This is a genomic window from Streptomyces sp. C36 (assembly GCF_040932295.1).
In the GTDB taxonomy this organism is placed as follows: domain Bacteria; phylum Actinomycetota; class Actinomycetes; order Streptomycetales; family Streptomycetaceae; genus Streptomyces; species Streptomyces triculaminicus.
The window spans coordinates 739,082-765,177 of sequence record NZ_JBFQGI010000003.1 but is presented as its reverse complement, the minus strand read 5'-3'; the positions used below and the strand labels follow the sequence as shown (position 1 = coordinate 765,177).

Here is a 26,096-nt window from a genome sequence, read left to right as displayed (position 1 = left end):
GCCTCCGGCAGTCAGGGACCCTGTGTCGTGCTGCCGAACGTGAGCGTGCCGGTTCCGGTGCCACTGTTCGTGCGCCCGGCGGGCAGGTCGGGCGGGCGCTCGCCCACGTCCAGCACCGCTCCGCCGAGCGCCTGGTAGTCCGTGAAAATCTGGGCACCGCACCAGCAGGTGGCCACCCCGTCCTCGGTAGTGCACGACTCGGGGGGGGTGAAGGCAGCGCACGGGTCCGAGACCGCCCTGTTGGGCTCTGGGGGTCATGTCAGGCCGCCCGGACAAAGGTCCGGGCTTCCCGAAGCTGCCTGGCCTTTGGATGCAGTGGCGTCGCTGTGAGCGACACGTACGGCCCGGTCACGACCAGTTCGACGCGGGCGCCGGCCCGCAGCTCGTCCATGGCCCGCTCGTGCGCCGCGACGTCGGCCTCCCAGATCCTCAGGATCTGGACAGAGTTGCCCTCGCCCAAGGGGCGGCCAGCGGTGATCGCTCCCAGGTGCAACACGTCCTCGGGGGCCGGGTCTATCCGCTGGGCGGCATACAAGGCGTGCCATCTCAGCCACCGCACGGCCAAGGGACGGGTTGTGGTCGGCTCGCCTGCGAGGGGGACGATCCGCGACCGGTCGGCTGCTTCCGCATTCAGCTCGCACCAGTACCGGTGCCCGGCCCGAGGCGCAGGAGTGTGGGTCACATCGGCTCCCCGTCGGCCCGGCCCGCGAGGTATGCCCGGTACAGGCGGCTGATGATCACGTCGTAAGTCAGGTGGCCGGGGTGTTTGGCCAGATGCCCGAACACCCATCGCTGTGTGGCCTCGGAGCTGACGTCGGCCGGGCTCTGCGCCCCGGCCTTCACCGGGTCACGGTCCTGATCAGCGATCTCCTCCATACAGACCACGCAGGTCCGGGCGTGCGTCAAGGGCCGGGCGTCCGGCTCCGTGTCCGGGGTGAGGAACCACCGACCGTGAAACAACACCGACTTGAGGCTCATAGGATTACCCCGCCTCGCTGGTGGCTGGCCGCGTTCGTCTCGGCGACTCTCGCCTTCATCCGGTCCGAGGCCGGGACCTGCTCCATGTCGGCCACGGCGGCCTCCCACTCCCGGCCACCTGCGGGTGGGCGGAGTTGGTATCGGGGACCGACGTTGTCCATGACGATGCCGATGCGGCCCCTGCGGGTGTCGCGGACGACATCGTCCTTCTCGAAATCCCGACCCGCCCGAGGACCCCGGGGCGCCTCTTTCTCACCCGCCTGATCCGATGCCCGGGGCTCCCTCCAAGACACCTCTGTTTCGTCGCGCACGGGTACTCCTCCTCCTGTCCACTGGTGCCGGGGCCGGGCGCACACAACCGCTACTGTGCGCGGTTATGCTTCGACTGTGCGTGCCGTGTGCCCCATGCGTTGAACCTACGGTTGGCCACGGACTCCGGAAACTGACCCTCTGTACGAGTTCCACTCCAGTCGCGCTAGTGGAGAACAGGCGATGACCCCACCGCGCCACAGTCCGGCCACGGGAACACTGACCACGAGTCGGCGTTCCCGTGAGCGAGCCCTCGAAGGGTTAGTAGCAGGGCACCTGTTCAAGATCGTCCGGGAGCGATTGCCCTGCACGCAGCAGCGACTCGCAGAGCTGCTCGGCGTGGACACAACCACCGTGCAGGGCTGGGAAAGCGGGCGGCGGCCCTTGACCGCCATGGCCGCCGGGCAGTTCCTGGCCCTGCGCCGCAGTCTCCTCACCCATGGGGCCGAGCAGGCCCTGCTCACCCTCTTCGATTCCGCGATGGAGGCAGACGCGGTCATCGCCCACGCGTTGAACGACGTCGGCTGTCGCAGCGATCTCACAACGCACCCTCTGGCGAGTTGGGTGCTCACCCGAACCTCGACCCACATGATCGCCTGGGCCCTTACCGGAGCAGCCCCGGCCGCCGTACCGCCCGCCATGGTCGAGCCCCCGCGCCGTCGTGGCCCTGCCCGGGACAGCCCTCTTCTTCCGCCGGCGTTGCTGGAGCAGTTCCACACCCACATGCGCCGATGTGCCGAGCTGGCCGACCACGCGGGAGAGCCCGGCGCGCTGCTCCGCCGCCAAGCCCTGTACTTGTGCAGTTACGACCCCGCCCCGGACACGCACACGTGGCTAGACGATCTGCGCTCCCGACACCCGCTCCATCTCTCCCATACCGCTTGGTCACCGCGGTGGGCCGACGCACGTTCCGTGGCCACGTCCCTGACCCGGTACGGAGAACTGGACGTTCTGCACGGCTTCATCGAGCGCGCTATGGGAGGCGATGCGGGCGAGATCGCCAACCTCAACTACTGGGCGCACTGGCTCGGCCTCGACCGCTCCCCCTATCCCGACGACTCGTTCATGACTGAGCGCTCACCGCACCGCTGGGACGCCGGAGCTCTGCTGCGCGGCCTTGCGGACCGCCTCGACCCGGCGCTGGGCTGCGTCGACCTGAATGTGCACTCCGTGTGGGCACTCATCGCCTCGCGGCCGGGGTCGCTGTCGGCCGACCCGCAGCTCGGAGCAGAGCTCCGACGGCGAGTGACCATCCTCCTGGACGGCAGCCAGATCTCACCACAAGCCCGGCGCGAGCTCGATGCCGTGCACTACGGTCTGAAGCTGAGCAGTCCATGATCCACGGAGGGGTAGGTCGTATGTCTGACGAACAGCACGACAAGGGGACTGTCGGCTACATGATGGAAGTGGGCGCCCTCAAGCGCATGAAGCGCTCAGGGTGGTGGATCGCCGGCGTCAAGGACCCCGAGACGATCGCCGAACACAGCTTCCGCACCGCCGTCATCGGGTCCGTCCTCGCCATGATGGAAGGCGCCGACCCCTCGAAGGTCGCCCTGCTGTGCACCTTCCACGACACCCAGGAGACCCGCGTCGGCGACATCCCGTGGATCGGCCGCAGGTACGTCACCGCGGCCGGCAACGAACGCGTCACGGCCGACCAGGTCTCGAAGGCCCACCCGGCCGTCGCGGCAGGCATCCAGGCCATCGTCCAGGAGTACGAGAACGGCGACACGCTCGAAGTGAGAGTCGCGCGCGACGCCGACAAGCTCGAGTGCATGATCCAGGGCTTGGAGTACCTGGAGCAGGGCTACCGCAACGCCCAGGAATGGGTCGACAGCACCCGCGCCAAGCTCAAGACACCCTCAGCCCTGGCACTCGCCGAGGCCGCGCAGACCATGTCCTCTCTCGAATGGCAGCGCACCTACCTTCCCTGACAAGGTCATGTCGGCCAGCCACACGTGTCGTTCACAGCGGCTGAGTCTGCAACTGAATCACCCCGACTTCCTTGGCTCTCCGAGAGGTATCTGGTCCGCCAGTTCCTTCTCCCCGTAGTCGAGGAGCATGGAACGGAGGGTGTCCAGGAGGTCATCTGCGGGGCTGAGTTTGTCGACGAAACTGGCCGAAATACATACGGAACAGCGAACGCGTTGGTAGCGAACATCGAACTCAGCCGGGCGCGGTACGGCACACTTAGTTGAGCTCGGACCTGCCCGTTTCCCTCCTGCGTCATGCGACGGCCATGCCAATATGGCGACGCAGCGTGAAGGAGAACACGAGGCATCCAGCGCTAGGGTGCACCGAAACCGCCACCCGTGTGGGGTCGTGGTACCACCTGTCCAGCCCTGAACACTCGGCAGCAGACTGCAGTCAGCTCTAGGCGATCCCGCTGGGACATCGGCTGGCTTGCACCTCCTCCCGCAATCTCACAGAAGTTCCGGCGCCGGCGCACCGGCCTGGCTACGGTCGAGCACATGCGCGAGAGCGAATACAGAAGCCATGGGACTCCCCTCGAGGAGTACCAGCTGACCCGGCGCGACCACAGTGGCCAGAAGGTCGCCGACCAGATCCGTGATGCCGTGGGGCGGCAGGCTGCCGAGTGGCGCGCCGCCGAGGCTGCCGACCCAGAGCTCAAGCAGCGTGCAGATGCACGACGGCAGGAGGTTCTGGAACTGATGCTCTCTTTCAAGAACCCTGATCACGAGATCATGCGGTGGCGAGTCCGGTTGTACTGCGGCCACATCACCGAGACCCAGCGGCACTGCGAGAACGATGAGCCCACGAAGCATGGATCGTCCTCCATGCGGTGTCCGGAGTGCGGGAAGGACCCTGCCCGCATCGTGGCCTACGAACCGATCGGACTGGCCGCCGAGCCGCCCAGGGCCCGCAGCGGAACGGTCGCTCCCACCCGGCAAAGGAAGCCCTCTCGGGTAGAGCTGGAACGCCGCGTCGCGGAGCTCGAAGCAGAGAACCGTCGGTTGAGAGGGCACTAGGCGCCAGCCGCCGGGGCCGAGTGACAACGCACCACTTATCGCTCCTGAGCCGGCGTGGCTGCTCTCTGCCCATTTCTGCACTACGCCAAGGCCAGTCGGGGTGACGTGCTGACGAGACCACTTCAAGCGTGGGCAGTGGGAAGGACGCGCCGACCGCGCAATACCGCTCGCAGGGCGGCCACGTGGTCGGTCACGTGTCCCATGCCTCCGACTGCAGCAGGGCCGGAGAGTGCCGCGACACCAGCACAGGCAGCACAGATGCTGCTCTGCTGGCCGCGGGGCAGGGGATCACGGCACTCCCCGCATTCGGCCAGGGGAGCCGCGGGTGCGGCAGCGTCCCGGCGAGTGCGCGGCGCGGGCAGCTTGCGGATCAGGCGGTCGGCCAGGAGGGCTCGTGGCGAGTGGACGGTCGGCGGCAGGCCGGCGGTGAGCAGGTTCCGGATCTCCAGCTCGGACAGGCCGCGCTCCAGCCAGGGGGCGGCCAGGGGAGCCAGGGCGAGCGCTTCTGCCGTGCCTAGGGTGAGCTTCGGCTCGGCGGTCCCGAGCCTCGCCAGCAGCGCGGCTGCGCGGCCCGTGTCGTCAACCATGGAGGCCTCCTCCCCCGCCCGCCCGGCGGGCGCCGGGGTGGGAGGTTCTTCTTCCGGGTTCTTGTTCCCCTTGGGGAACGCTCCCGCCTTCCCGGCCTCCGCCTCACCGGTTCCCGCCGGCACGGGAAACGGGGCCCCGGCAGGCTGCGGGGTGTCGAAGACGTACGTCTCGGTCTGGACCTGGCCCGTCTCCTCGTCCCGAACCGTGCGGCGTACGTAGTAGCCGAGCTCGATCAGCTCCTCGACGGCCTTGGCGACGCCCCGGCGGCCCAGGCCCGGGTTCTTGTCAGCGAGGGTGCGGACGTCCTCCCGGGCACCGTCCGGCAGGGACAGCAGGAAGGCGAGGATCCCGCGGGCGGTGAAGCTGAGCCTCCGGTCCCGTAGGACCTCATTGCCCAGCACCGTGAAGGCACGCTTGCGCGCGCTAAGGTGGATACGCATCGAAGATCTACCTCTTCGGTGTCGGGCCCCGGGGTGTTGGTAGCACCGCCGGGGTCACCTGTTTATGGGGTTGTGATCGGTGAGCGTAGCTTGGCGTCCAACTGGTCATCCAGCTTTGGCCTCAGCCTCCTGGACCGTCTTCCCGAAAGCGCCGGGAATTGCGCCGACAGAGCGTCAGGATCCAGCGTTTGTTGCGGGTCAGAGGCCGTGTCAACGACGCCTCACAAGGCGCCTTCTTAGCGCTTGGGCGGCAGCGGCGAACAGGGCGAGGCCGGCGTCGTGTGCCCTTGTCGTGCCGCTGCTCCACCGGGTATGCGCCCTGGCTGCCGCCTACGCGGCAGGAGGAGAGTTGGCTCTGCGTTCCGAGGTCGGGGCGCCTTGGGGATCGGGCGGGAGGCGGATGAGGGTGGCAAAGGTCCCGCAGCGCTGTGGCGCGCGGACCGGGGCCGGTAAGCCGTGCAAGCTGCCGGTCAGGCGTGGGACTTCGCGCTGTTGGAGGCATCAGGGAGAGTGGACGGCAGGCGGACGGCTTTTGCTTCTTCAGAAGGAATTGAAGGAGGCCAAGGAGAAGCTGACCAAGTCGCGGAAGAAGTGACCGGGACCGGCTCCGGGGAGCCGGGCGAGGTCACGGGACGCGGGCGCGGGACCAGGCGGCGAGTATGAGGCGGCGCTCCAGGAGCGAGCGCGGACGGCCACTGCCGAGCCGGGTGGGCTCTGGCAGAGGAGGACCTTGCCGGTGGGCATCACCACACCGCCCTGGAGGTCGCCCAGGTGCTCGCAGACGGTCTGCACCCCCCGCCGCTGGGCCGGCAGCGGCCTCACCTCAGCACCAGGGCCCGCATGGCGTGGATCCGCGGGGCCCAGTTCCCGTCGGTGATGCCGTACGACACCAGGTGCGCGGCCATGTCCGGCTCGCTGCACGCCCGTTCCCTGGCCTCCTCGCACTCCTTGTGGCCCTCGGACCACAGGAGCGGGAGCATGGCCGCCTCGTCCCCGAATCACTCAGTGAACGATTCCAGCACGCCTGCGACCTCGGACTGCGGGCTGTTGGGCCCGTGCGGCACGGACGTCTTCAGCAGCGCGGACAGCGGGACGTGCCAGGGGATCTGGTGTGTACGTGCCGTTCACCCGTTCGGGGCCGCCGTCCCCGTGCTGCTTCGTCGGCACAGGCGCGGCACCGTGTCCTGGGTGCTGGTCGGGGGGGCGCCGGCGAGGAGGGTGATGAGGTGGTGGGCGGCGTGGCGGCCGAAGGCTGGGGTGTCGCGGGTCAGGGCGGTGAGGGTGGGGTGGGTGTTGCGGCAGAGGGCCGAGTCGTCCCAGGCGACGATGGACAGGTCGGCGGGGACGGCCAGTCCGCGTTCGGCGGCGACCGCGAGGCCGGCGACGGCCATGACGTCGTTGTCGTAGACGATCGCGGTCGGGGGACGGCGGGCGGAGAGGGCGCGGCGGGTGGCCTCGGCACCCTGGGCGTCGGAGTAGTCGGTGGGGAGGGAGACCGCGTCGGCCAGGCCGCGGCGGGCGGCCTCGGTGCGCAGGGAGTCGATGCGGCGGCGGGTGTGGGAGAGCTCCGACAGGCCCGCGATGTGGGTGATGCGGCGGTGGCCCAGGTGGTGGAGGTGGTCGACGACTGAGGCCATGGCGCCGGTGTCGTCGGCCCAGACGGTGGAGATCGGCGCGCCGGGCGGGACGGGCGCGGCGGGGGCGCCGACGATCACGGTGGGCAGGCCCAGCTCGGCGAGGAGGGCGGGGCGGGGGTCGCCGTCGCGGGGGTCGACGACGAGCAGGCCGTCCACGCGGTGTTCGGCCCACCAGCGGCGGTGGACGGCGCACTCGGCGTCCAGGTCCTCCACGACCTGGAAGAGCAGGCCGAGGCCGTGGCCGGCGAGGGTCTCCTGGACGCCGGAGAGGAGCTGGAGGAAGAAGGACTCGACGCCGAGGGTGCGGGCCGGGCGGGCGAGGACGAGGCCGACGGTCGCCGCGCCCTCGCCGGACAGCGCGCGGGCGGCGGTGCTGGGTCGCCAGCCGAGCTGTTCGGCGACGCGGCGGACGCGCTCGCGGGTGGCCTCCGAGACGCCGGGCCGGTCGTTGAGCGCGAAGGACACCGCGCTCTCCGAGACGCCGGCGCGGCGCGCGATGTCCTTCATCGTCGGCCTGCGGGCCGGCCTGCGGCGCATGGCTGTCCTTCCCGCCGGAACGCTTCGGGGACACCGGCGCCACCACACTAAAGCGCATTAGCGCGTGGCGGCAGTATTGACGAACTCCCCTACCGGGTGCAGGTTTTGACCTGCCTCCTGCCGACCCGATCGAAGGAGTTCCTCCCGCCATGCCCATACGCCGGTCCAGACCCGTCGCCGTGCCGCTTCTCGCCGCAGCGCTGCTGCTCACCGCCTGCGGGCCGGGGGACGACGGCGGCGGGGGTTCACGTGCGGACGGAAAGCCGGAGGGCCGCATCACCTTCCAGACCTGGAATCTGCGCGCGAACTTCAAGGACTACTTCGACGGCGTGGTGAGGGATTTCGAGGAGAAGTACCCCGATGTGAAGGTCAAATGGGTCGACCAGCCCGCCGAGCACTACGCCGAGAAGCTCAGCGCCGACGCCGGCGGCGGGACGCTGCCGGACGTCGTCAACGTCTCCCCCGACCTGTCCTATCCGCTGGCCAGGGCCGGGTTGTTGATGAACCTGGACAAGGAGAAGGCGGCGGCGCGGTTCAAGGGCGAGTACACGCCGGAGGCGTGGCAGGGCAATGTGCTGCCGGGACTGTCCGGCGCGTACGCCTTTCCCTGGTATCTGAACACCGGACCGCTGTTCTACAACAAGGCGCTCTTCCGCAAGGCCGGCCTCGATCCCGAGAAGCCCCCCAGGACGTACGACGAGTTGTTCGCCGCCGCCCACCGGTTGGCGGCCGCGCCGGGCGGCAGCGCCGCCACCCTGGCGAGCGCCCCCACGATCGAGGACTTCGGGCGCTACGGCGTGCGGCTGATGAACGACGACGCCACGAAGTTCACCTACAACGAGCCGAAGGGCGTGGAACTCCTCGGCAGATACAAGGAGCTCTACGACCGCGGCGGCCTCGACCCGCAGGCGCTCACCAACACGCCGGAGAAGGCGGGGCAGAAATTCCTCGAGCAGAAGGTCGCCATGAATCCCGGCGGCGCCCATGACCTGGAGACGTTCAAGAAGAACGCGCCCGGCCTCTACCGCGGCCTCGGCATCACGGACGCCCCCAACAACACGGGGAAGCCCAACATGTACGTGATGGGCCTGGCGGTGAGCGAGAAGAGCCGGCACAAGGCCGCCGCGGTCGCCTTCGCCCATTTCGTCACCGGGCGGGAGAAGCAGGAGGCGTTCGCGCACAAGGTCGCCGTCTTCCCCAGCACCCGGGGTTCGCTCCAGGACCCGTACTGGACGCGGGACGACGGCACCGACGCGGGCCGGGTCCGGGTGGCGTCGGCGAGAATGCTCCAGGGAGCGGTCAATTACACGCCCGTCGTGATGAGCGACGAGATGAAGACGGTGCTCAGGAACGAGGTCGCCAAGGCCCTGCAGGGAAAGAAGTCCCCCCGCCGGGCGCTGGACGACGCGGCCGCACAGAGCAACGCGCTCCTCGAGCGGGGCTGACCCCGCCGTGCCGCGACGTACGCACCGGGCGCTCAGTCCCTGGCTGTTCCTGCTGCCGGGGCTCGCCGTGGTCGCCGCCTTCAGTCTCTATCCCTTCCTCAGCACGGTGGGCACGGCGTTCACCGATGCCCGTACGCTCACGCCCGGCCGGTGGGTGGGGCTCGAGAACTTCCGCGCCCTGGCGGCCGACGAACAGTTCTGGGTCGCCCTGCGCAACAGCGGTCTGTACGTGCTCCTCGTCGTGCCGTTCACGGTGCTTCTGCCGTTGCTGCTGGCGCTGCTGGTGCAGAAGCGGCTGCCGGGCGTCGTGTTCTTCCGCTCCGCCTTCTACACGCCCGTGGTCGCGTCCGTCGTCGTGGCGGCCCTGATCTGGGTGTGGATGCTCGACGACCGGGGCCTGGTCAACGGCATTCTGGGCGCCCTCGGGGCCGGGCCGGTGCACTTCCTGGGCGACGCGTGGGCGCTGCTGCTGAGCGCCATGGCGCTCACGGTCTGGAAGGGCCTGGGCTACTACATGGTCATCTACCTCGCGGCGCTGGGCAACGTCCCGCGCGAGCTGCACGAGGCGGCCGCCGTCGACGGGGCGGGCGCGCTGCGCCGCTTCGTCAGCGTGACCGTGCCGGCCGTGCGCTCCACCATGGTGCTGGTCGGCGCGCTGTCGTCGGTGGCGGCGTTCAAGGTCTTCTCCGAGGTCTATCTGATGGCCGGGCCGACCGGCGGGCCGGCCGGGCAGGACACCACGCTGGTGATGCTCGTCCAGCGCACCGGCACCGGGCTGAACGGACGGGTGGGCTACGCCTCGGCCCTCTCGCTGGTGGTCTTCGTCATCACGCTGCTGCTGATGCTCCTGGTGCTGCGCGCCGACCGTGCGGAGGAGGTCTGATGCGGCGCACGCCCGGCTGGGAGAAGGCGCTGCGCTACCTCCTGATGCTCCTCGTGCTGGCCGTCACCGTCGGCCCGTTCCTGTGGCAGCTGTCCACCTCGTTCAAGGGGACCACGGAGGACGTCTACACCTCGCCGCCGCGCTTCCTGCCCGCGCACCCCACGGCGGGCAACTACGCCGAGGTCGCGGACATCATCCCCGTCTGGGACTACGCGCTGAACTCCCTCGAGGTGGCCGTGGCGAGCGTGCTCACCAATCTCGCCGGCGCGTCGATGGCGGGCTACGCGCTGGCGCGGCTGCGCTTCCGGGGGCGCGGGGTCGCCGGTCACGCCTTCGTGCTGGCGCTGCTGGTGCCCCTGGAGTCCGTGATCATCGCGCAGTTCACCATGGTCCGCGATCTCCACCTGAACAACACCCTCACCGCCGTCGTCCTGCCCGGATCGGTCGGCGCCCTGAACGTCCTGCTCATGCGGAACGCCTTCGCCGCCGTGCCCCACGAGATCGAGGAGGCGGCCGTCGTGGACGGGGCGAACGTCTGGCAGAGGTTCACCCGGATCGCGCTGCCGTCGGTGCGGGGCACGCTGGCGGTCGTCGCGATCTTCTCGTTCATGGGGGCGTGGGACGACTTCCTCTGGCCGCTGATCGTGCTCTCCGACTCGGAGAGGTTCACGCTGACCGTCGGACTGAACTTCCTCCACGGCACGTTCGCCCAGAACCCCCGACTGGTGGCCGCCGGCACGATCATCGCGGTCGCCCCGCTCGTCGTGATGTTCGCCTGCCTGCAGCGGTACTTCTTCCGCGGCGTCGGCGAGGGCGCCGTCAAAGGCTGAAGGGACGGAACGCCTCATGCGCTTCGGCGTCAACTACACCCCCACCCGGGGCTGGTTCCACCACTGGCTCGACTTCGACCTGGACGACATCCGCGCCGACCTGGACTCCATCGCCACCCTCGGCGTCGACCACATCCGGGCCTTCCCCCTCTGGCCCCTCTTCCAGCCCAACCGCGCCCTCATCCGCCCGCGTGCCGTCGAGCAGCTCACGCTGCTGGTGGACGCCGCCGGGGAGCGCGGGCTCGACGTCGGCGTCGACGGGCTGCAGGGCCACCTCTCCAGCTTCGACTTCGTTCCCTCCTGGACCACCACCTGGCACCGCCGCGGCCTGTTCACCGATCCCGACGTCGTCGAGGCCCAGGCCGCGTACCTGACCGCCCTCGCCCGGGCGCTCGCGGACCGGCCCCACTTCCTCGGGATGACCGTCGGCAACGAGTTCAACCAGTTCTCCGGTCCCCCGCACCCCGACCCCGACCGGATCGGCCCCGCGCAGGCGGACCGCTGGCTGCGCCGGATGCTCGACGCGTGCGAGAAGGGCGCGCCGGGGCGCGCGCATCTGCACGCCTCGTACGACGCCGCCTTCCACGACGGCACGCATCCCTTCACCCCCGCCCACTCCGCGCGGCTGGGGGCGATGACGGCGGTCCACTCCTGGGTGTTCAACGGCACCGCCCAGCGCCACGGGCCCGGCGGCGCCGCCACCGTGCGGCACGCCGCGTACCTCGTCGAGCTGTCCAAGGCCTGGGCCACCGATCCCCGCCGGCCCGTCTGGCTGCAGGAGGTGGGGGCGCCGGCCCCGCACATCCCGCCGGAGCGGGCGGCGGAGTTCACCGAGGCGACGATCGCCGCCGCGGCCGACTGCCCGGACCTGTGGGGGATCACCTGGTGGTGCTCCCATGACGTCGACCGCGCGCTGGCGGACTTCCCGGAGCTCGAGTACGGGCTCGGCCTGTTCACCAACGACCGGCGGATCAAACCCGCCGGGGAGGCGTTCTCGCGAGGCGTACGGCGGTGGCGGGAGGAGGACCCTCCGGGTCCTGCGCCCCGGCGGACTGCGCTGGCCGTGGACGCGGGCGACGAGGAGACGGCGCCGGCGCGGGCGGTGTGCGCGCCGGGCGGGGCGTTCTTCGAGGCGTGGACGCGGCTGGCCGCCGACGGCGTCCGGCCGGCGGTCGTCCTGGCCCAGCGGGCCCACGACGCCGGGCATCTGGCGGCGCGCGGCATCACCGAGGTGCTGACGGTGGAGCAGGTGGGGTCATGAGCGTGACGCGCCGCGAGGTCCTCGCCGCCGGCGCCGCGAGCGCCGCGGCCGCCCTCGCGCCCACCCCGGCCGCCGGGGCAAGCCCCTCCGCGGCTGTCGGGACAAGACCCTCCGGGGAGGCCGTCACCCGTGCCACCGGTGACCTCCGGCCGTACGCCTCCTACTGGTACCCCGACAGCCTCCCCGACGGCTCGCCCGGCCCCGGGATCGTCTGGCGCGGCCTGGCCTCCTGGACGCCCGAACAGGACCCGGACCTGCCCTTCAACAGATCCACCGTCCCCCTCGCCCCCCGCTTCGCTCCCCTGCCCGCCAACCCCACCGCCCGCGCCGGCCAGGCCCGGATCTGCGCCCTCGCCGCCTTCGCCACCACGTCCGGCAACCCCTCGCAGGGTTCGGAGACGGCCGACTTCTACGCCCTGACGCACTGGGCCTACCTCGACGAGCTGGTCTTCTGGGGCGGCTCCTCCGGCGAGGGGCTGATCCTGGCGCCCAACGCGCCCGTCGTGGACGCCGCCCACCGCAACGGCGTGCCCGTCCTGGGCACGGTCTTCCTGCCGCCCACGGCCTACGGCGGCCGGCTGCGGTGGACGCGCGAGCTGGTCCGGCGCGGCCCGGACGGCGCCTTCCCGGTGGCCGACAAGCTGATCGAGGTGGCGCGGGCGTACGGCTTCGACGGCTGGTTCGTCAACGCCGAGACCGGCGGCGGGGACGCCCGGCTGGGCGCGGACATGCGGGACTTCGTGGCGTACCTGCGGGCGCGCGGCGGCGGGCTCCGCGTCACCTGGTACGACGCCCTGGCCGTCTCCGGCGACGTCGCCTGGCAGAACGAGCTCAACGACGCCAACGCCCCGTTCTTCACCGCCGCCGACACGATGTTCCTCAACTTCGGCTGGGACCGCTCCCGCCTCGTCTCCTCCGGCGAGCGCGCGCGAGGGATGGGGCGCGGCCCGTACGAGCTGTGGGCCGGGATCGACGTCGAGGCGGGCGGCTGGGACACCCGCGTCGACTGGGACGCGCTCGTGCCGGCCGGCGCCCCGCACACCGCCTCGTTCGGCTTCTACCGTCCCGAGTGGACCTGGAAGAGCCTGCCCTCCGGCGGGCGTTCCCCCGGCGCCTTCCACGCACGCGACGACCGCTTCTGGTCCGGGCACGCGCTGGACCCGGCCCGCCCGGACGACGCGGGGCCGTGGCGGGCCCCGGCCGCGTCCGTCGCGGACCGCTCCACACTGACCACGCTGCCGTTCGCGACGACGTTCAACACCGGTCACGGCCTCGGCTGGTACGAGCGGGGCCGGCGCACCGGCGAGAGCGCCTGGAGTCACCTGGGGCTCCAGGACCGGCTGCCCGGCCGCCGCTGGGTGATCCACACGGAGGGCGCCCGGCCGGCCGTCGGCTTCGACTTCGCCGACGCCTGGCGGGGCGGCAGCAGCCTCCTGGTCGACGGCACGCTCGGCGCTCCGGCGACGATCGAGCTGTTCACGGCGCGGCTGCCGCTCTCCGGCCCGGCCGTCGTGCACCTGACCCACCGCACCGACCCCGGCTCGGCGGCCGTCCGCGTGGAGCTGGCGGTCGCGCTCGAGGAGCGGCGCCCGTACCGCTTCTCCTACGTGCCGGCCGGCACCGCCCGCGGGGACGGCAGCGGCTGGAGCACCGTCACGCTGCGCCTCGGCGCGCTCGGGGCCGGCGGCCGGGGCGACCGTACCGTGCGGGCCCTGGGCGTCCGGCTCACGGCCCCGGACGGCGGGGCGGTGCGCTGGCGGCTGGGCGGCCTGGCGGTGCGGGACGCGCCGGTGGCGGCGCCCGGCCGGCCGGGCGCCGCCGGCGTGACCGCGGCCGCGCGCGCCGCCGACGGCGCCGCCGCCCTGCGCGTCGTCTGGGCCCCGCCCCCGTCCCGGCCGGACGTCCCGCCCGTACGCCACTACGAGCTGCACCAGGTGCTGCCCGGCGGGGCGCGCCGCTTCCTGGGCGGCACCTGTGGGCATGCCTACTACGTCCCGGCTCTGCGCCGTACGGCCGACGAGGCGGTCACCCGCCTCGAGGTGCGCGCCGTGGACGAGCTGTACACGGCGTCGGCCCCCGCTCGCGTCACGTACCGCTGGTAGTCCACGGACGACGACACGGACAAGACGACACGCACGAGACGACACGGACAAGGAGAGGCATGCACAACGACCGCGCCATCACCGAAGCCCGGCTCACGAGGGTGCTGGAGGAGCGCATCCGCCCGGCCGTGTACCCCGAGTCCGTGCCGCTGGACGTCTCCGTGTGGCACGCGTCCGGCGAGCCCGTGCCCGTCGAGGAGGGGCTGGCGGCCCCGCGCACGCCCATCGCGGTAGGCGAGCGGTGGGGGCCGGCGTGGGGCACCAGCTGGTTCACGGTGTCGGGGACGGTGCCGGAGCGCTGGGCGGGCCGTACGGTCGAGGCCGTGCTGGACCTGGGGTTCGACGAGAACATGCCGGGTTTTCAGTGCGAGGGCCTGGTCTACCGCCCGGACGGCTCGCCGGTGAAGGGCCTCAACCCGCGCAACCAGTGGGTGCGCGTCGGGGAGCGCGTGGCGGGCGGCGAGCGGGTGCTGCTGCACGTCGAGGCCGCGTCCAATCCCGTGATCATGGACTACCACCCCTTCGTGCCGACCGAGCTGGGCGACCGGGAGACGGCCGACGACGCCCCCCGCTACCGCCTGGCGCGGATGGACCTGGCGGTCTTCGACCGGACCGTGTGGGAGCTGGTGCAGGACCTGGAGGTGCTGGGCCAGCTGATGACCGAGCTGCCGGTGGACTCGCCGCGCCGCTGGGAGATCCTGCGGGCGATCGAGCGGACGCTGGACGCGGTGGATCTGCAGGACGTCGGCGGCACGGCGGAGCGGGCGCGCGGGGAGCTCGCTCAGGTGCTCTCCGCGCCCGCGCACGCCTCCGCGCACCGGCTCAGCGCCGTGGGGCACTCCCACATCGACTCGGCGTGGCTGTGGCCGCTGCGCGAGACGGTGCGCAAGGTCGCCCGTACCGCCTCCAACATGACCGCGCTGCTGGAGGACGAGCCGGACTTCGTCTACGCCATGTCGCAGGCGCAGCAGTTCGCTTGGATCAAGGAGCACCGGCCGGAGGTGTACGCGCGGGTGAAGAAGGCGGTCGCGGAGGGCCGCTTCGTGCCCGTGGGCGGCATGTGGGTGGAGTCCGACACGAACATGCCGGGTGGTGAGGCGCTGGCGCGGCAGTTCACGCACGGCAAGCGCTTCTTCCTGGAGGAGTTCGGGATCGAGACGGAGGAGGTGTGGCTGCCGGACACGTTCGGCTACTCCGCCGCGCTGCCGCAGCTGGTGCGGCTCGCGGGGGCGAAGTGGTTCCTGACGCAGAAGATCTCCTGGAGCCAGACGAATACGTTCCCGCACCACACGTTCTGGTGGGAGGGCCTGGACGGCACCCGCGTCTTCACCCACTTCCCACCGATCGACACCTACAACTCCCAGCTCTCCGGGCAGGAGGTCGCGCACGCGGCCCGCAACTTCCGTGAGAAGGGCGGGGCGAGGCGTTCCCTCGCGCCGACCGGGTGGGGCGACGGCGGGGGCGGCACGACACGGGAGATGCTGGCGCGGGCGAAGCGGCTGGCGGATCTGGAGGGGTCGGCGAGGGTCGGCTTCGACAAGCCGGCGGCGTTCTTCGAGAAGGCCCACGCCGAGTACCCGCACGCGCCGGTGTGGGTGGGCGAGCTGTATCTGGAGCTGCACCGGGCGACGCTCACCAGCCAGGCACGCACCAAGCAGGGCAACCGCCGCAGCGAGCACCTGCTGCGCGAGGCCGAGCTGTGGGCGGCGACGGCGGCGGTACGGGCCGGCTTCCCGTATCCGTACGAGCGGCTGGACCGGCTGTGGAAGACGGTGCTGCTGCACCAGTTCCACGACATCCTGCCGGGCACGTCGATCGCGTGGGTGCACCGGGAGGCGGCGCGGACGTACGCGGAGGTGGCCGCCGAGCTGGAGGCGGTCGTCTCGGACGCGCTGGCGGCCTTGACAGGCGGCGGGGGCCCGGGGACGGTCGTCGTCAACGCCGCGCCGCACGTGCGCGACGGGGTGCCGGCGCTCGGCGGCGTCCTCGAGCCGGCCTCCGGCGGCGGGGGGCGCCTCACGGCCGCCCGGGCGCGCGAGGGCGGCGGGTTCGAACTCGACAACGGCCTGCTGCGGGTCGGGATCGACGGGCGGGGGCTGGTCGTCTCCGTGGTCGACCTCGCGGCCGGCCGGGAGACCGTCGCACCGGGCGCGGCGGCCAACCTGCTGCAGCTGCACCAGGACTTCCCGAACATGTGGGACGCCTGGGACGTGGATTCGTTCTACCGCAACACCGTGACCGACCTGACGGACGCCGAGGTGGTGGAAACGACCGCCGACGGGTGCGGGGTGCGGGTCGTGCGGGCCTTCGGGAACTCCAGGGTCGAGCAGCGGCTCACCCTGCCCGCCGGGGTGCGGCGGCTGGACGTCGACACTGAGGTCGACTGGCACGAGACGGAGAAGTTCCTCAAGGCGGCCTTCCCCCTGGACGTGCACGCCGACCGGGTGGCGGCCGAGACCCAGTTCGGCCACCTCTACCGCCCCACGCACGCCAACACCAGCTGGGACGCGGCGAAGTTCGAGGCCTGCGCGCACCGGTTCGTGCATCTGGCGGAGCCGGGGTGGGGGGTGGCGCTGGTCAACGACTCGACGTACGGCTACGACGTGTCGCGGACGGTCCGCGAGGGCGAGCACGCGGGAACCACGACGACGCTGCGGCTCTCCCTGCTGCGCGCCCCCCGCTTCCCCGACCCGCGCACCGACCAGGGGACGCACCGCTTCCGCTACGCCCTGGTGCCCGGCGCGACCGTGGCGGACGCCGTACGGGAGGGCTACCGCGTCAATCTGCCCGAGCGACGGGTGCCGGGCTCCTGCGGCGTGGAGCCGCTGGTGACGGTGGGGAACGAGGCGGTGGTCGTCTCGGCGGTGAAGCTGGCGGACGACGGCGGCGGGGACGTCGTGGTGCGGCTGTACGAGTCGCTGGGCGGGCGGGCCGTCACACGGCTGACCGCCGCCTTCCCGGTGGCGGAGGCCTCGGTCTGCGACCTGCTGGAGCGGCCCGTGAGCACGCTCGCGGCCGAGGACGGCGGCCTCACGCTGTCGTTGCGGCCGTTCGAGATCGTCACCCTGCGAATGCGGCGGACCTGAGGCGTGCGCGCCCTTCACCGCGGGGCGACGGCGTGACGGCGTGACGGTGCGACAACATGCCCGGCCGGGCGGGCGGCGAGGGGGAAGGCGGCTCCGCTTAGCATTCGAACATGAAGCTGCGTCTCCCTCGCCCGCGCGGGCGGCGGCTGGTGGCCGCCCTGGCCGCCGGCGCCGTGCTCGCCGGCGCCGGCACCTGGACGGTGGCCTCGGCCACCGGCGACGATCCGCCCGTGCACCGCGAGGACCGGCTGATCGCCATGGGCGAAGAGCCCGGCGACGGCAAGGGCGGCGTCCGCGTCGACACCTCGTTCTTCACCTCCGGCGGCCCGGGCCGCCGGCCCGCGGTCCTGCTCGCCCACGGCTTCGGCGGCAGCAAGGACGACCTGCGGGACCAGGCGGAGGGCCTGGCCCGCGAGGGCTACGCGGTGCTGACGTGGTCCGCGCGCGGCTTCGGCCGGTCCTCCGGCCGCATCGGGCTCAACGACCCCGGCCACGAGGTGGCCGACGTCAGCCGGCTCGTCGACTGGCTGGCGCGGCGGCCGGAGGTGCGCCTGGACCGGGCGGGCGACCCGCGCGTGGGCATCGCGGGCGCCTCCTACGGCGGCGCGGTCGCCCTCCTCGCGGCCGGGCACGACAAGCGCGTCGACGCCATCGCGCCGCAGATCACCTACTGGAACCTCGCCGACTCCCTCTTCCCGGGCGAGGTGTTCAAGCGGCTGTGGGCCGGCATCTTCTTCACCACCGGCTCCACCGTCACCGGCTCCCCGGGTGCCGCCGGCAAGGCGTCGGCCGGCCCGGCCGGATCCGGCTGCGGGCGGTTCGAGAAGAGCCTGTGCGAGATGTACGAGCGGGTGGCCGTGGCCGGCCGGCCCGACGCGGCCGCCCGTGAGCTGCTCGAGCGCCGCAGCCCCTCCGCCGTGGCGGACCGCATCAAGGTCCCCACGCTGCTCGTGCAGGGGCAGAACGACTCCCTCTTCCCCCTCGACCAGGCCGACGCCGCGGCCCGGGCCATCCGCCGCAACGGCGCGCCCGTCGCCGTCGACTGGGTCTCCGGCGGCCACGACGCGGGCATGACGAACGAGCGGCAGCGCGTCGAGCAGCGCACGCGCGCGTGGTTCGACCGTTACCTCAAGGACGACGAAGGGGCGGACACCGGCCCCGCGTTCCGGGTCAGCCGGACCGGCGGCATCGACACCACCGACGGCGCGGTACGACTGCGCACCGCGACCGGCACCCGCTACCCCGGGCTGCGCGACGAGACCCGTACGGTCGCGCTGACCGGCCGCCGGCAGTCCTTCGCCAACCCGGCCGGAGCCAACCCGGCCGCCGTCTCCGCCGTGCCCGGCATCGGCGGGGCCGCCGCCCAGCTGTCGGGGCTGGGCCTCGGGGTGTCCCTCGACTTCCCCGGCCAGTACGCCCGCTTCGACTCCGGCAGGCTCACCGAGGGCGTGCACGTCACCGGCTCGCCCACCGCCACCGTGAAGGTGGCCTCGGACACCGGCGAGGCGGTGTTGTTCGCCAAGGTCTACGACGTCGGCCCGAACGGGCAGCAGCAGCTGCCCGGACAGCTCGTCACTCCCGTGCGCGTCACCGGCGCCGAGAAGGGCCGCACGGTCGAGCTGCGGCTGCCGGCCGTCGACCACACCTTCGAGGCCGGCCACCGGATGCGGCTCGTGCTCGCCGCCACCGACCTCGGCTACGCCTCGCCGGTGCGGCCGGCCACGTACACCGTCTCCCTGGCGGGCGACGGCCTGAGCGTACCGACGGCTCCCGGCGTGCGGACGGCCGCGTCCGGGCTGCCGTGGTGGACGTGGGGACTGCCGCTGGGCGGCGTCGCGGTCGCGGCGGTGGTCCTGCTGACGGGCCGCAGGCGCACCGCCACCCCGCCGCCGGACCCGGCGCTGGCCGACGTCCCGCTGCAGATCACCGGGCTGGGCAAGCGCTACGCCAAGTCGGCCGACCGGTACGCCGTGCGGGATCTTTCGTTCCGGGTCGAGCGCGGCCAGGTGCTGGGCCTGCTCGGGCCGAACGGCGCGGGCAAGACGACCACGCTGCGCATGCTCATGGGTCTCATCCGCCCCGACGCGGGCGAGATCCGCGTCTTCGGACACGCCATCCGCCCGGGCGCGCCGGTGCTGTCGCGGGTGGGGGCCTTCGTGGAGGGCGCCGGGTTCCTGCCGCACCTGTCGGGCCGTGCCAATCTGGACCTGTACTGGCGGGCGACCGGCCGGCCGGCCGAGGACGCGCACGTCGACGAGGCGCTGGAGATCGCGGGCCTGGGCCCGGCGCTGGAGCGGGCCGTGCGCACGTACTCCCAGGGCATGCGGCAGCGCCTGGCGATCGCGCAGGCCATGCTCGGCCTGCCGGACCTGCTGATCCTGGACGAGCCGACCAACGGCCTGGACCCGCCGCAGATCCGGGAGATGCGAGAGGTGATGATCCGCTACGCCGCCGCAGGGCGTACCGTCATCGTCTCCAGCCATCTGCTCGCGGAGGTCGAGCAGTCCTGCACCCACCTGGTCGTCATGGACCGTGGGCGGCTGGTGAGCGCCGGGCCGGTGGCGGAGATCGTCGGTTCGGGCGACATGCTGCTGGTGGGCGTCGCGGGCCGGCTGTCGGAGGTGATGGCCGACAAGGTGGCGGCCCTGCCGGGCGTGGCCTCGGCGGTACGGACCGACGAGGGCCTGCTCGTACGGCTCGACGGCGCGACCGCGCCGGAACTGCTGGCGGAACTGGTCCGGCTGGAGATCCCGGTGGCGAGCGTGGGCCCGCACCGGCGGCTGGAGGACGCGTTCCTGACCCTGATCGGAGGCTCGGCATGAGCTCGGCGACCACCCCCGGCACGGCGGCGACCCCGGCCCCGGAGTCCGCCCCCGGCTACCGTGCGCGGCGCACCCTGCCGCTGCGGGTGGAGGCGGCGCGTCAGCTGCGTCGGCGCCGCACCCTGGCGATGGGTGCGGTGCTGGCCGTGCTGCCGTTCGTCCTCATCGCGGCCTTCGCGATCGGCGGGGATCCGGGCGGGCGCAACAACCGGGTGACGCTGATGGACACGGCCACGGCGTCGGGAGTGAACTTCGCGGCCACCGCGCTGTTCGTCTCGGCGGGCTTTCTGCTCGTGGTGCCGGTGGCGCTGTTCTGCGGCGACGCCGTGGCGTCGGAGGCGAGCTGGTCGTCGCTGCGCTATCTGCTGGCGGCCCCGGTGCCGCGCGCCCGGCTGCTGCTGAGCAAGCTGACGGTGGCGCTGGGGTTCAGCGCGGCCGCGATGGCGCTGCTTCCGCTGGTGGCGCTGGCGGCGGGCACGGCGGCCTACGGCTGGGGGCCGCTGCGGATCCCCACCGGCGGCTCGCTGGAGGCGGGCACGGCGACGGGCCGGCTGGCGATCGTCGTGGCCTATGTCTTCGTCGGCCAGCTGGTGACGGCCGCGCTGGCGTTCTGGCTGTCGACGGTCACCGACGCGCCGCTGGGCGCGGTGGGCGGGGCGATGGGCCTGACCATCGTCGGCAACGTCCTGGACGCGGTCACGGCGCTGGGGCACTGGCGCGACCTGCTGCCGGCCCACTGGCAGTACGCGTGGGCCGACGCGCTCCAGCCGCACCCGGAGTGGGGCGGGATGGTGAAGGGGACGGCGGTGTCGGTGGCGTACGCGGTGGTGCTGTTCGCCTTCGCGTTCCGGCACTTCCGGGGCAAGGACGTGGTGTCCTGAGGGCGGGCCCGCCGGGGCGCTACGCCCCGTACACCGGCCGGGCCCGGCGGGCTCCCGCCAGGAGTTTCCGTATCGCCTCTCCCGCCTCGGCCGGTGCCCAGCGTTCGCCCTTGTCGGCCGTCGGCCCGGGGTGCCAGCCCTCCATGACCGTGATGCGCCCGGCCTCCGCCTCGAAGACCTGGCCGGTGACCCCGGCGGAACCGGCGGAGGCGAGCCATACGACGAGCGGCGAGACGTTCGCCGGTGCCATGGCGTCGAAGGTCCCGTCCGGTGGCACGGCCATGGCCTCCGGGAAGACGTTCTCCGTCATACGGGTCCGGGCGGCGGGGGCGACGGCGTTGACCTGGACGCCGTAGCGCCCCAGTTCGGCGGCGGCGACGAGCGTCAGGCCGACGATCCCCGCCTTGGCCGCCGCGTAGTTCCCCTGGCCCACGCTCCCCAGCAGCCCGGCGCCCGAGGTGGTGTTGACCACCCGGGCGTGCGGCCCGCGACCGGCCTTGGCCTCCGCCCGCCAGTGCGCGGCGGCGTGCCGCAGGGGCAGGAAGTGGCCCTTGAGGTGGACGCGGACGACCGCGTCCCAGTCGTCCTCGTCCAGGTTGACGAGCATGCGGTCGCGCACGAACCCGGCGTTGTTGACCAGCGCGTCGAGCCGTCCGAACGTCTCCAGCGCGGCGGTGACGAGGGACGCGGCCCCCTCGTCGGTGGCGATGTCGCCGCGGTGGGCGACGGCTTCGCCGCCGCGCGCCCGTATCTCGTCGGCCACCGCCCGCGCGGGGTGGGCGGACGTGCCCTGCCCGTCGGGCCCGGCGCCCAGGTCGTTGACGACGACGCGCGCGCCCTCGGCGGCGAGCGCCAGCGCGTGCGCCCGGCCCAGGCCCCGCCCGGCCCCGGTGACGACGGCGACGCGCCCGGAGCAGATTCCGGTCATCTCACGGCTCCCCATGGTCGGTGTGCGCGGCGTCCAGGAAGGCCGGGCGTTCGCCGCCGCCGTGGACGAGCAGGCTGGCGCCGGTGATGTACGCGGCGCGGTCGGAGGCGAGGAACACGGCGGCCTCGCCGATCTCGTCGGGCTCGGCGAGGCGCCCGGCGGGCACGGTCCGGGCGACGGCGGCGACGCCGTGTGCGTCGCCGTAGTGCGCGGCGGCGGACTCGGTGCGCACCATGCCCAGGACGAGCGTGTTGACGCGTACGGCCGGGGCCCATTCCACGGCCATGGTGCGCGCGAGGTTCTCCAGGCCGGCCTTGGCCGCGCCGTAGGCGGCGGTGCCGGGCGAGGGGCGGGTGCCGCTCACGCTGCCGACCATCAGGACGCAGCCGCCCCCTCGCCGGCCGCGCATGAGCCGGTGAGCGGCGAGCGAGGCCGTCAGCGCCGCGGTGAGGTTGAGGTCGATGACGCGCAGGTGGCGCTCGGGGTCCGCCTCGTCGAGCCGCCGGTGGGGCGTGCCGCCGGCGTTGTTCACCAGCACGTCCAGCCTTCCGTGGTCTCCGGCCACCTGGTCGAAGAGGGCCTGGACGGCGGCGGGTTCGCGCAGGTCCACCGGCAGGAAGCGGGCCGTGCGGCCGGCCGCCGCGACCGGCCGTCCGGGCGGCCTGCGGGCGCAGACGACGACCTCCGTGCCGGCGCGCAGGAACGCGCGGGCGATGCCCGCGCCGACGCCGCGGGTGCCGCCGGTGACGACGGCGACGCGGCCGTCCGGGCCTGGTGCGCTGACCACTTCGGGTACCTCCCGCGGCCGTGGGTCCGCTGCTACCGTCGCACCTAACAAACGTTTGGTGGAAAGGTAGCCGATGAGCGTCTCCACCGCACGCCCCGAACCGGGCATCGCCGTCGTCACCGTCGACTTCCCGCCGGTCAACGCCCTTCCCGTGCGCGGCTGGTACGAACTGGCCGAGGCCGTCGACGCCGCGGGCGGCGACGCCGGCACCCGCTGCGTGGTCCTCGCCGCCGCCGGGCGCGGCTTCAACGCCGGTGTGGACATCAAGGAACTGCAGCGCGTGCCCGGCCACCGGGCCCTGGTCGGCGCCAACCACGGCTGCTCCGCCGCCTTCTCCGCCGTCTACGACTGCGAGGTCCCGGTCGTGGCCGCCGTGCAGGGCTTCTGCCTCGGCGGCGGTGTCGGCCTGGCCGGCAACGCCGACGCGGTCGTCGCCTCCGACGACGCCACGTTCGGTCTGCCCGAGCTGGACCGGGGCGCCCTGGGCGCCGCCACCCACCTGGCCCGGCTCGTCCCCCAGCACCTGATGCGCACGCTCTACTACACCTCCCGCACCGTCACCGCCCGCGAACTGCACCGGCACGGCGCGGTGTGGCGGGTGGTGCCGCGCGGGGAGCTGATGGCGGCGGCCCTGGTGCTGGCCCGGGAGATCGCGGCCAAGGACGGGTCGTTGCTGCGGCTGGCCAAGGCCGCGCTCAACGGCATCGACCCCGTCGACGTCCGCCGCAGCTACCGCTACGAGCAGGGCTTCACCTTCGAGGCGAGCCTGACCGGCGTCGCCGACCGCCACCGCGACGCGTTCGTCTCCGGCGGAACGGCGACGACCGGAACGGCGACCACCGGCACAGCGACCACCGGAACGGCCACGACCGGCACGGCCACGACCGGCACGGCGCCGGGGAGCACGGGAAGGGAGCGGTCGTGACCGCCGACAAGACGATGACCGCCGACGAGGCCGTCGGCCGGCTGGAGAGCGGCATGACGATAGGCATCGGCGGCTGGGGCTCGCGCCGCAAGCCGATGGCGCTGGTCCGGGCCCTCCTCCGCTCGGACCTCACCGATCTGACCGTGGTCTCCTACGGCGGCCCGGACGTGGGCCTGCTGGCGGCGGCCGGGCGGATCCGCAAGCTCGTCGCCTCCTTCGCCACCCTCGACTCGATCCCCCTCGAACCGCACTTCCGCGCGGCCCGGCAGCGCGGCGAGCTGGAGCTGATGGAGCTGGACGAGGCCATGTTCATGTGGGGGCTCACGGCCGCCGCCCACCGGCTGCCGTTCCTGCCGGTGCGGGCCGGGCTGGGCTCGGACGTGATGCGGGTCAACCCCACGCTGCGGACGGTCACCTCGCCGTACGCGGACGGCGAGGAGCTGGTGGCCGTCCCCGCGCTCACCCTCGACGCGGCCCTCGTCCACCTCAACCGCGCCGACGCGCACGGCAACGCCCAGTACCTGGGCCCGGACCCGTACTTCGACGACCTCTTCTGCGAGGCCGCGCGCGAGGCGTACGTCTCCTGCGAACGCGTCGTGGACACCGAGGAGTTCGCGGCGGCCGGCGGCCCCCAGACGCTGCTGGTGCAGCGGCACTGCGTCACGGGCGTCGTCGAGGCGCCGGGCGGCGCCCATTTCACCTCCTGCGCGCCGGACTACGGACGGGACGAGGCCTTCCAGGCGGCGTACGCCAAGGCCGCGGCCGACCCGGACGCCTGGCGGGAGTTCGCGGAGCGCTTCCTGTCCGGGGACGAGGAGGGCTACCGCGCCGCGGTCGCCGACAGCGTGCGGGAGGCGTCGTGAGCACCGCCGTGGCGACCAGGGCCGAGGTGTGCGTGGTGGCCTGCGCGGAGGCCTGGCGCGGCGACGGCGAGATCCTGGCGAGCCCGATGGGCGGCGTGGTGCCCACGGCCGGCGCCCGGCTGGCCAAGCTCACCTTCGCGCCGGACCTGCTGCTGACGGACGGCGAGGCGATGCTGGCCGCCGACGTCCCCGCGCTGGGGGCGAGGCCGCGGGTGATCGAGGGCTGGCTGCCCTACCGCCGCCACCTGGCGCTGGTCACCGGCGGGAGGCGGCACGTGATGATGGGCGCGAGCCAGCTGGACCGGCACGGCAACCAGAACATCAGCTGCGTCGGCGACTGGCGCCGCCCGGCCCGTCAGCTGATCGGCGTGCGCGGCGCGCCCGCCAACACGCTCAACCACCCGACCAGTTACTGGATCCCCCGGCACTCCCCCCGCGTCCTGGTCGAGCGCGTCGACATGGTCAGCGGCGTCGGCTACGACCGGGCGGCGGCCGCCGGCCCCTCCGCCGCCCGCTTCCACCGCATCCCGCGCGTCGTCACCGACCTCGCCGTGCTCGACTTCGAGACCCCCGACCGGACGATGCGCGTGCGCTCCCTGCACCCCGGCGTCACCGCCGAGGAGGTGCGGGCGGCCACGGGGTTCCCGTTGGACGTCCCCTCGGACGTCCAGCGCACCCGCGACCCCACGGCCGCCGAACTGCGCCTGATCCGCGAGGTCCTCGACCCGGCCGCGCTGCGCGACCGCGAGGTGCCGGCGTGAGGACCGCGCTGACCGAGCTGGTGGGCGTCCGGTACCCGGTCGTGCAGACCGGCATGGGCTGGGTGGCCGGACCCCGCCTGGTGACCGCGGCGGCCGAGGCGGGAGCGCTCGGCATCCTGGGGTCCGCGACCATGTCCCCCGACCGGCTGCGGGCGGCCGTGCGCGAGGTGCGCTCGCGCACGGACCGCCCGTTCGGGGTGAACCTGCGGGCGGACGCGGGCGACGCCGCCGAGCGCGTACGGATCCTCGTCGAGGAGGGGGTGCGGGTCGCGTCGTTCGCGCTGGCGCCCTCCCGGGAGCTGATCGCCCGGCTCAAGGACGCCGGGGTCCTCGTCATCCCGTCGGTCGGGGCCCGGCGGCACGCCGAGAAGGTCGAGGCCTGGGGCGCGGACGCGCTCGTCGTGCAGGGCGGCGAGGGCGGCGGGCACACCGGGCGGGTGGCGACGTCGGTGCTGGTCCCCCAGGTGGTGGACGCGGTCGGGATCCCCGTCGTGGCCGCCGGCGGCTTCCGCGACGGGCGCGGCCTGGTCGCGGCCCTCGCCTACGGCGCCTGCGGCATCGCCATGGGAACCCGCTTCCTGCTCACCTCCGACAGCACCGTCCCGGCGGCGGTGAAGGCCGCCTACCTCGCCGCGTCCGTCACGGACGTCACCGTCACCACCAAGGTCGACGGCCTCCCGCACCGCGTGCTGCGCACACCGTTCGTCGCCTCGCTCGAGCGTACGGGCCGCGTGGGCACGCTGCTGCGGGCCCTGCGGCACGCCGCCGCCTTCCGCCGGCTCTCGGGCATGAGCACGCGGCGCATGCTGCGCGACGGCCTGGCCCTGCGGCGCGGCACGGACCTGGGCTGGGGCCGGGTCCTGCTGGCGGCGAACACGCCGGTGCTGCTCAGGGCCGCGATGGTGGAGGGCCGCACCGACCTCGGCGTGATGTCCGCCGGGCAGGTGGCGGGGGTGATCGAGGACCTGCCCTCGTGCGCCGAGCTGCTCGAGTCGATCATGGCGGAGGCGCACGGGACGCTGCGCCGCCTGGCCGCCCCGTAG

The 26,096-nt window shown here is 73.0% G+C and carries 23 protein-coding genes; 15 read left to right on the top strand and 8 right to left on the bottom strand.

What is annotated here, in order from left to right:
- Window positions 1-11 precede the first annotated feature (11 nt).
- The 3 genes from AB4K12_RS13165 to AB4K12_RS13155 all read right to left on the bottom strand — a co-directional run bounded on the left by AB4K12_RS13165 (window position 12) and on the right by AB4K12_RS13155 (window position 963).
- A complete protein-coding gene (locus AB4K12_RS13165; RefSeq protein ID WP_368434374.1) occupies window positions 12-176 on the bottom strand; it encodes a hypothetical protein in 165 nt (54 codons plus the stop codon).
- A gap of 83 nt (window positions 177-259) precedes the next feature.
- Complete coding sequence (locus tag AB4K12_RS13160; protein WP_368434373.1) at window positions 260-535, bottom strand: hypothetical protein; 276 nt, start codon at window positions 533-535, stop codon at window positions 260-262.
- Between the two features lie 143 nt (window positions 536-678).
- Window positions 679-963: a hypothetical protein gene (locus AB4K12_RS13155; protein WP_368434372.1), complete on the bottom strand. Its 285-nt coding sequence runs from the start codon at window positions 961-963 to the stop codon at window positions 679-681.
- A gap of 663 nt (window positions 964-1,626) precedes the next feature.
- Here AB4K12_RS13155 and AB4K12_RS13150 point away from each other — a divergent pair.
- The 3 genes from AB4K12_RS13150 (at window position 1,627) to AB4K12_RS13140 (ending at window position 4,277) form a co-directional block, all read left to right on the top strand.
- The gene (locus AB4K12_RS13150; RefSeq protein WP_368434371.1) at window positions 1,627-2,625 is read left to right on the top strand and encodes an XRE family transcriptional regulator; all 999 of its coding nucleotides are present in this window, start codon (window positions 1,627-1,629) and stop codon (window positions 2,623-2,625) included.
- A gap of 20 nt (window positions 2,626-2,645) precedes the next feature.
- A complete protein-coding gene (locus AB4K12_RS13145) occupies window positions 2,646-3,221 on the top strand; it encodes an HD family hydrolase (protein WP_368434370.1) in 576 nt (191 codons plus the stop codon).
- Window positions 3,222-3,758: 537 nt separating this feature from the next.
- A complete protein-coding gene (locus AB4K12_RS13140) occupies window positions 3,759-4,277 on the top strand; it encodes a hypothetical protein (RefSeq protein ID WP_368434369.1) in 519 nt (172 codons plus the stop codon).
- Window positions 4,278-4,399: 122 nt separating this feature from the next.
- Here the strand turns inward: AB4K12_RS13140 and AB4K12_RS13135 are convergent, their stop codons facing one another.
- The 3 genes from AB4K12_RS13135 to AB4K12_RS13125 all read right to left on the bottom strand — a co-directional run bounded on the left by AB4K12_RS13135 (window position 4,400) and on the right by AB4K12_RS13125 (window position 7,479).
- Window positions 4,400-5,305, bottom strand: coding sequence for a helix-turn-helix domain-containing protein (locus AB4K12_RS13135; protein WP_368434368.1), 906 nt, complete (start codon window positions 5,303-5,305; stop codon window positions 4,400-4,402).
- A gap of 818 nt (window positions 5,306-6,123) precedes the next feature.
- Window positions 6,124-6,285, bottom strand: a complete 162-nt coding sequence (locus AB4K12_RS13130) for a hypothetical protein (RefSeq protein ID WP_368434367.1) — start codon at window positions 6,283-6,285, stop codon at window positions 6,124-6,126.
- A gap of 144 nt (window positions 6,286-6,429) precedes the next feature.
- Window positions 6,430-7,479, bottom strand: a complete 1,050-nt coding sequence (locus tag AB4K12_RS13125) for a LacI family DNA-binding transcriptional regulator (protein ID WP_368434366.1) — start codon at window positions 7,477-7,479, stop codon at window positions 6,430-6,432.
- Window positions 7,480-7,628: 149 nt separating this feature from the next.
- Between AB4K12_RS13125 and AB4K12_RS13120 the strand changes: the two genes are divergently transcribed.
- From AB4K12_RS13120 to AB4K12_RS13085, 8 genes are all read left to right on the top strand, one after another.
- Window positions 7,629-8,924 carry an extracellular solute-binding protein gene (locus tag AB4K12_RS13120; RefSeq protein ID WP_368434365.1) on the top strand — a complete coding sequence of 432 codons (1,296 nt, stop codon included), beginning with the start codon at window positions 7,629-7,631 and terminating at the stop codon, window positions 8,922-8,924.
- Between the two features lie 7 nt (window positions 8,925-8,931).
- On the top strand, window positions 8,932-9,807 hold the full coding sequence (locus AB4K12_RS13115; protein ID WP_368434364.1) for a carbohydrate ABC transporter permease: 876 nt from the start codon (window positions 8,932-8,934) through the stop codon (window positions 9,805-9,807).
- On the top strand, window positions 9,807-10,637 hold the full coding sequence (locus AB4K12_RS13110; RefSeq protein ID WP_368434363.1) for a carbohydrate ABC transporter permease: 831 nt from the start codon (window positions 9,807-9,809) through the stop codon (window positions 10,635-10,637). Before AB4K12_RS13115 ends, AB4K12_RS13110 begins: the two co-directional genes overlap by 1 nt.
- Before the next feature lie 16 nt (window positions 10,638-10,653).
- Complete coding sequence (locus AB4K12_RS13105) at window positions 10,654-11,898, top strand: glycosyl hydrolase (protein ID WP_368434362.1); 1,245 nt, start codon at window positions 10,654-10,656, stop codon at window positions 11,896-11,898.
- On the top strand, window positions 11,895-14,000 hold the full coding sequence (locus AB4K12_RS13100; RefSeq protein WP_368434361.1) for an endo-beta-N-acetylglucosaminidase: 2,106 nt from the start codon (window positions 11,895-11,897) through the stop codon (window positions 13,998-14,000). The genes AB4K12_RS13105 and AB4K12_RS13100 overlap by 4 nt, the downstream gene beginning before the upstream one ends.
- 59 nt (window positions 14,001-14,059) lie before the next feature.
- Window positions 14,060-17,086, top strand: coding sequence for an alpha-mannosidase (locus tag AB4K12_RS13095; RefSeq protein WP_368434360.1), 3,027 nt, complete (start codon window positions 14,060-14,062; stop codon window positions 17,084-17,086).
- Between the two features lie 110 nt (window positions 17,087-17,196).
- Complete coding sequence (locus tag AB4K12_RS13090) at window positions 17,197-19,908, top strand: alpha/beta fold hydrolase (protein ID WP_368434359.1); 2,712 nt, start codon at window positions 17,197-17,199, stop codon at window positions 19,906-19,908.
- Window positions 19,905-20,789: an ABC transporter permease gene (locus AB4K12_RS13085; protein ID WP_368434358.1), complete on the top strand. Its 885-nt coding sequence runs from the start codon at window positions 19,905-19,907 to the stop codon at window positions 20,787-20,789. Before AB4K12_RS13090 ends, AB4K12_RS13085 begins: the two co-directional genes overlap by 4 nt.
- Before the next feature lie 19 nt (window positions 20,790-20,808).
- Here AB4K12_RS13085 and AB4K12_RS13080 read toward each other — a convergent pair whose 3' ends face one another.
- Window positions 20,809-21,717 (bottom strand): SDR family oxidoreductase, encoded by a 909-nt coding sequence (locus AB4K12_RS13080; protein WP_368434357.1) that lies wholly within the window; start codon window positions 21,715-21,717, stop codon window positions 20,809-20,811.
- Between the two features lies 1 nt (window position 21,718).
- On the bottom strand, window positions 21,719-22,504 hold the full coding sequence (locus AB4K12_RS13075; RefSeq protein WP_368434356.1) for an SDR family oxidoreductase: 786 nt from the start codon (window positions 22,502-22,504) through the stop codon (window positions 21,719-21,721).
- A gap of 73 nt (window positions 22,505-22,577) precedes the next feature.
- Between AB4K12_RS13075 and AB4K12_RS13070 the strand changes: the two genes are divergently transcribed.
- Genes AB4K12_RS13070 through AB4K12_RS13055 form a run of 4 tightly spaced genes read left to right on the top strand, consistent with a single transcriptional unit; the run spans window position 22,578 to window position 26,096 of the window.
- Complete coding sequence (locus AB4K12_RS13070; protein WP_368434355.1) at window positions 22,578-23,429, top strand: enoyl-CoA hydratase family protein; 852 nt, start codon at window positions 22,578-22,580, stop codon at window positions 23,427-23,429.
- A gap of 14 nt (window positions 23,430-23,443) precedes the next feature.
- Window positions 23,444-24,292 carry a CoA transferase subunit A gene (locus AB4K12_RS13065; protein ID WP_368434462.1) on the top strand — a complete coding sequence of 283 codons (849 nt, stop codon included), beginning with the start codon at window positions 23,444-23,446 and terminating at the stop codon, window positions 24,290-24,292.
- A complete protein-coding gene (locus tag AB4K12_RS13060; protein WP_368434354.1) occupies window positions 24,289-25,053 on the top strand; it encodes a CoA-transferase subunit beta in 765 nt (254 codons plus the stop codon). The genes AB4K12_RS13065 and AB4K12_RS13060 overlap by 4 nt, the downstream gene beginning before the upstream one ends.
- Window positions 25,050-26,096 carry an NAD(P)H-dependent flavin oxidoreductase gene (locus tag AB4K12_RS13055; RefSeq protein ID WP_368434353.1) on the top strand — a complete coding sequence of 349 codons (1,047 nt, stop codon included), beginning with the start codon at window positions 25,050-25,052 and terminating at the stop codon, window positions 26,094-26,096. Before AB4K12_RS13060 ends, AB4K12_RS13055 begins: the two co-directional genes overlap by 4 nt.

What these genes read in the sequence shown, in the direction of transcription:
- AB4K12_RS13145 (WP_368434370.1), top strand. Translation starts at nt 2,646, where the DNA reads ATGTCTGACGAACAGCACGACAAGGGGACTGTCGGCTACATGATGGAA.
- AB4K12_RS13140 (WP_368434369.1), top strand. Translation starts at nt 3,759, where the DNA reads ATGCGCGAGAGCGAATACAGAAGCCATGGGACTCCCCTCGAGGAGTAC.
- AB4K12_RS13135 (WP_368434368.1), bottom strand. Translation starts at nt 5,305, where the DNA reads ATGCGTATCCACCTTAGCGCGCGCAAGCGTGCCTTCACGGTGCTGGGC.
- AB4K12_RS13130 (WP_368434367.1), bottom strand. Translation starts at nt 6,285, where the DNA reads ATGCTCCCGCTCCTGTGGTCCGAGGGCCACAAGGAGTGCGAGGAGGCC.
- AB4K12_RS13125 (WP_368434366.1), bottom strand. Translation starts at nt 7,479, where the DNA reads ATGCGCCGCAGGCCGGCCCGCAGGCCGACGATGAAGGACATCGCGCGC.
- AB4K12_RS13120 (WP_368434365.1), top strand. Translation starts at nt 7,629, where the DNA reads ATGCCCATACGCCGGTCCAGACCCGTCGCCGTGCCGCTTCTCGCCGCA.
- AB4K12_RS13110 (WP_368434363.1), top strand. Translation starts at nt 9,807, where the DNA reads ATGCGGCGCACGCCCGGCTGGGAGAAGGCGCTGCGCTACCTCCTGATG.
- AB4K12_RS13105 (WP_368434362.1), top strand. Translation starts at nt 10,654, where the DNA reads ATGCGCTTCGGCGTCAACTACACCCCCACCCGGGGCTGGTTCCACCAC.
- AB4K12_RS13100 (WP_368434361.1), top strand. Translation starts at nt 11,895, where the DNA reads ATGAGCGTGACGCGCCGCGAGGTCCTCGCCGCCGGCGCCGCGAGCGCC.
- AB4K12_RS13095 (WP_368434360.1), top strand. Translation starts at nt 14,060, where the DNA reads ATGCACAACGACCGCGCCATCACCGAAGCCCGGCTCACGAGGGTGCTG.
- AB4K12_RS13090 (WP_368434359.1), top strand. Translation starts at nt 17,197, where the DNA reads ATGAAGCTGCGTCTCCCTCGCCCGCGCGGGCGGCGGCTGGTGGCCGCC.
- AB4K12_RS13085 (WP_368434358.1), top strand. Translation starts at nt 19,905, where the DNA reads ATGAGCTCGGCGACCACCCCCGGCACGGCGGCGACCCCGGCCCCGGAG.
- AB4K12_RS13080 (WP_368434357.1), bottom strand. Translation starts at nt 21,717, where the DNA reads ATGACCGGAATCTGCTCCGGGCGCGTCGCCGTCGTCACCGGGGCCGGG.
- AB4K12_RS13070 (WP_368434355.1), top strand. Translation starts at nt 22,578, where the DNA reads ATGAGCGTCTCCACCGCACGCCCCGAACCGGGCATCGCCGTCGTCACC.
- AB4K12_RS13065 (WP_368434462.1), top strand. Translation starts at nt 23,444, where the DNA reads ATGACCGCCGACGAGGCCGTCGGCCGGCTGGAGAGCGGCATGACGATA.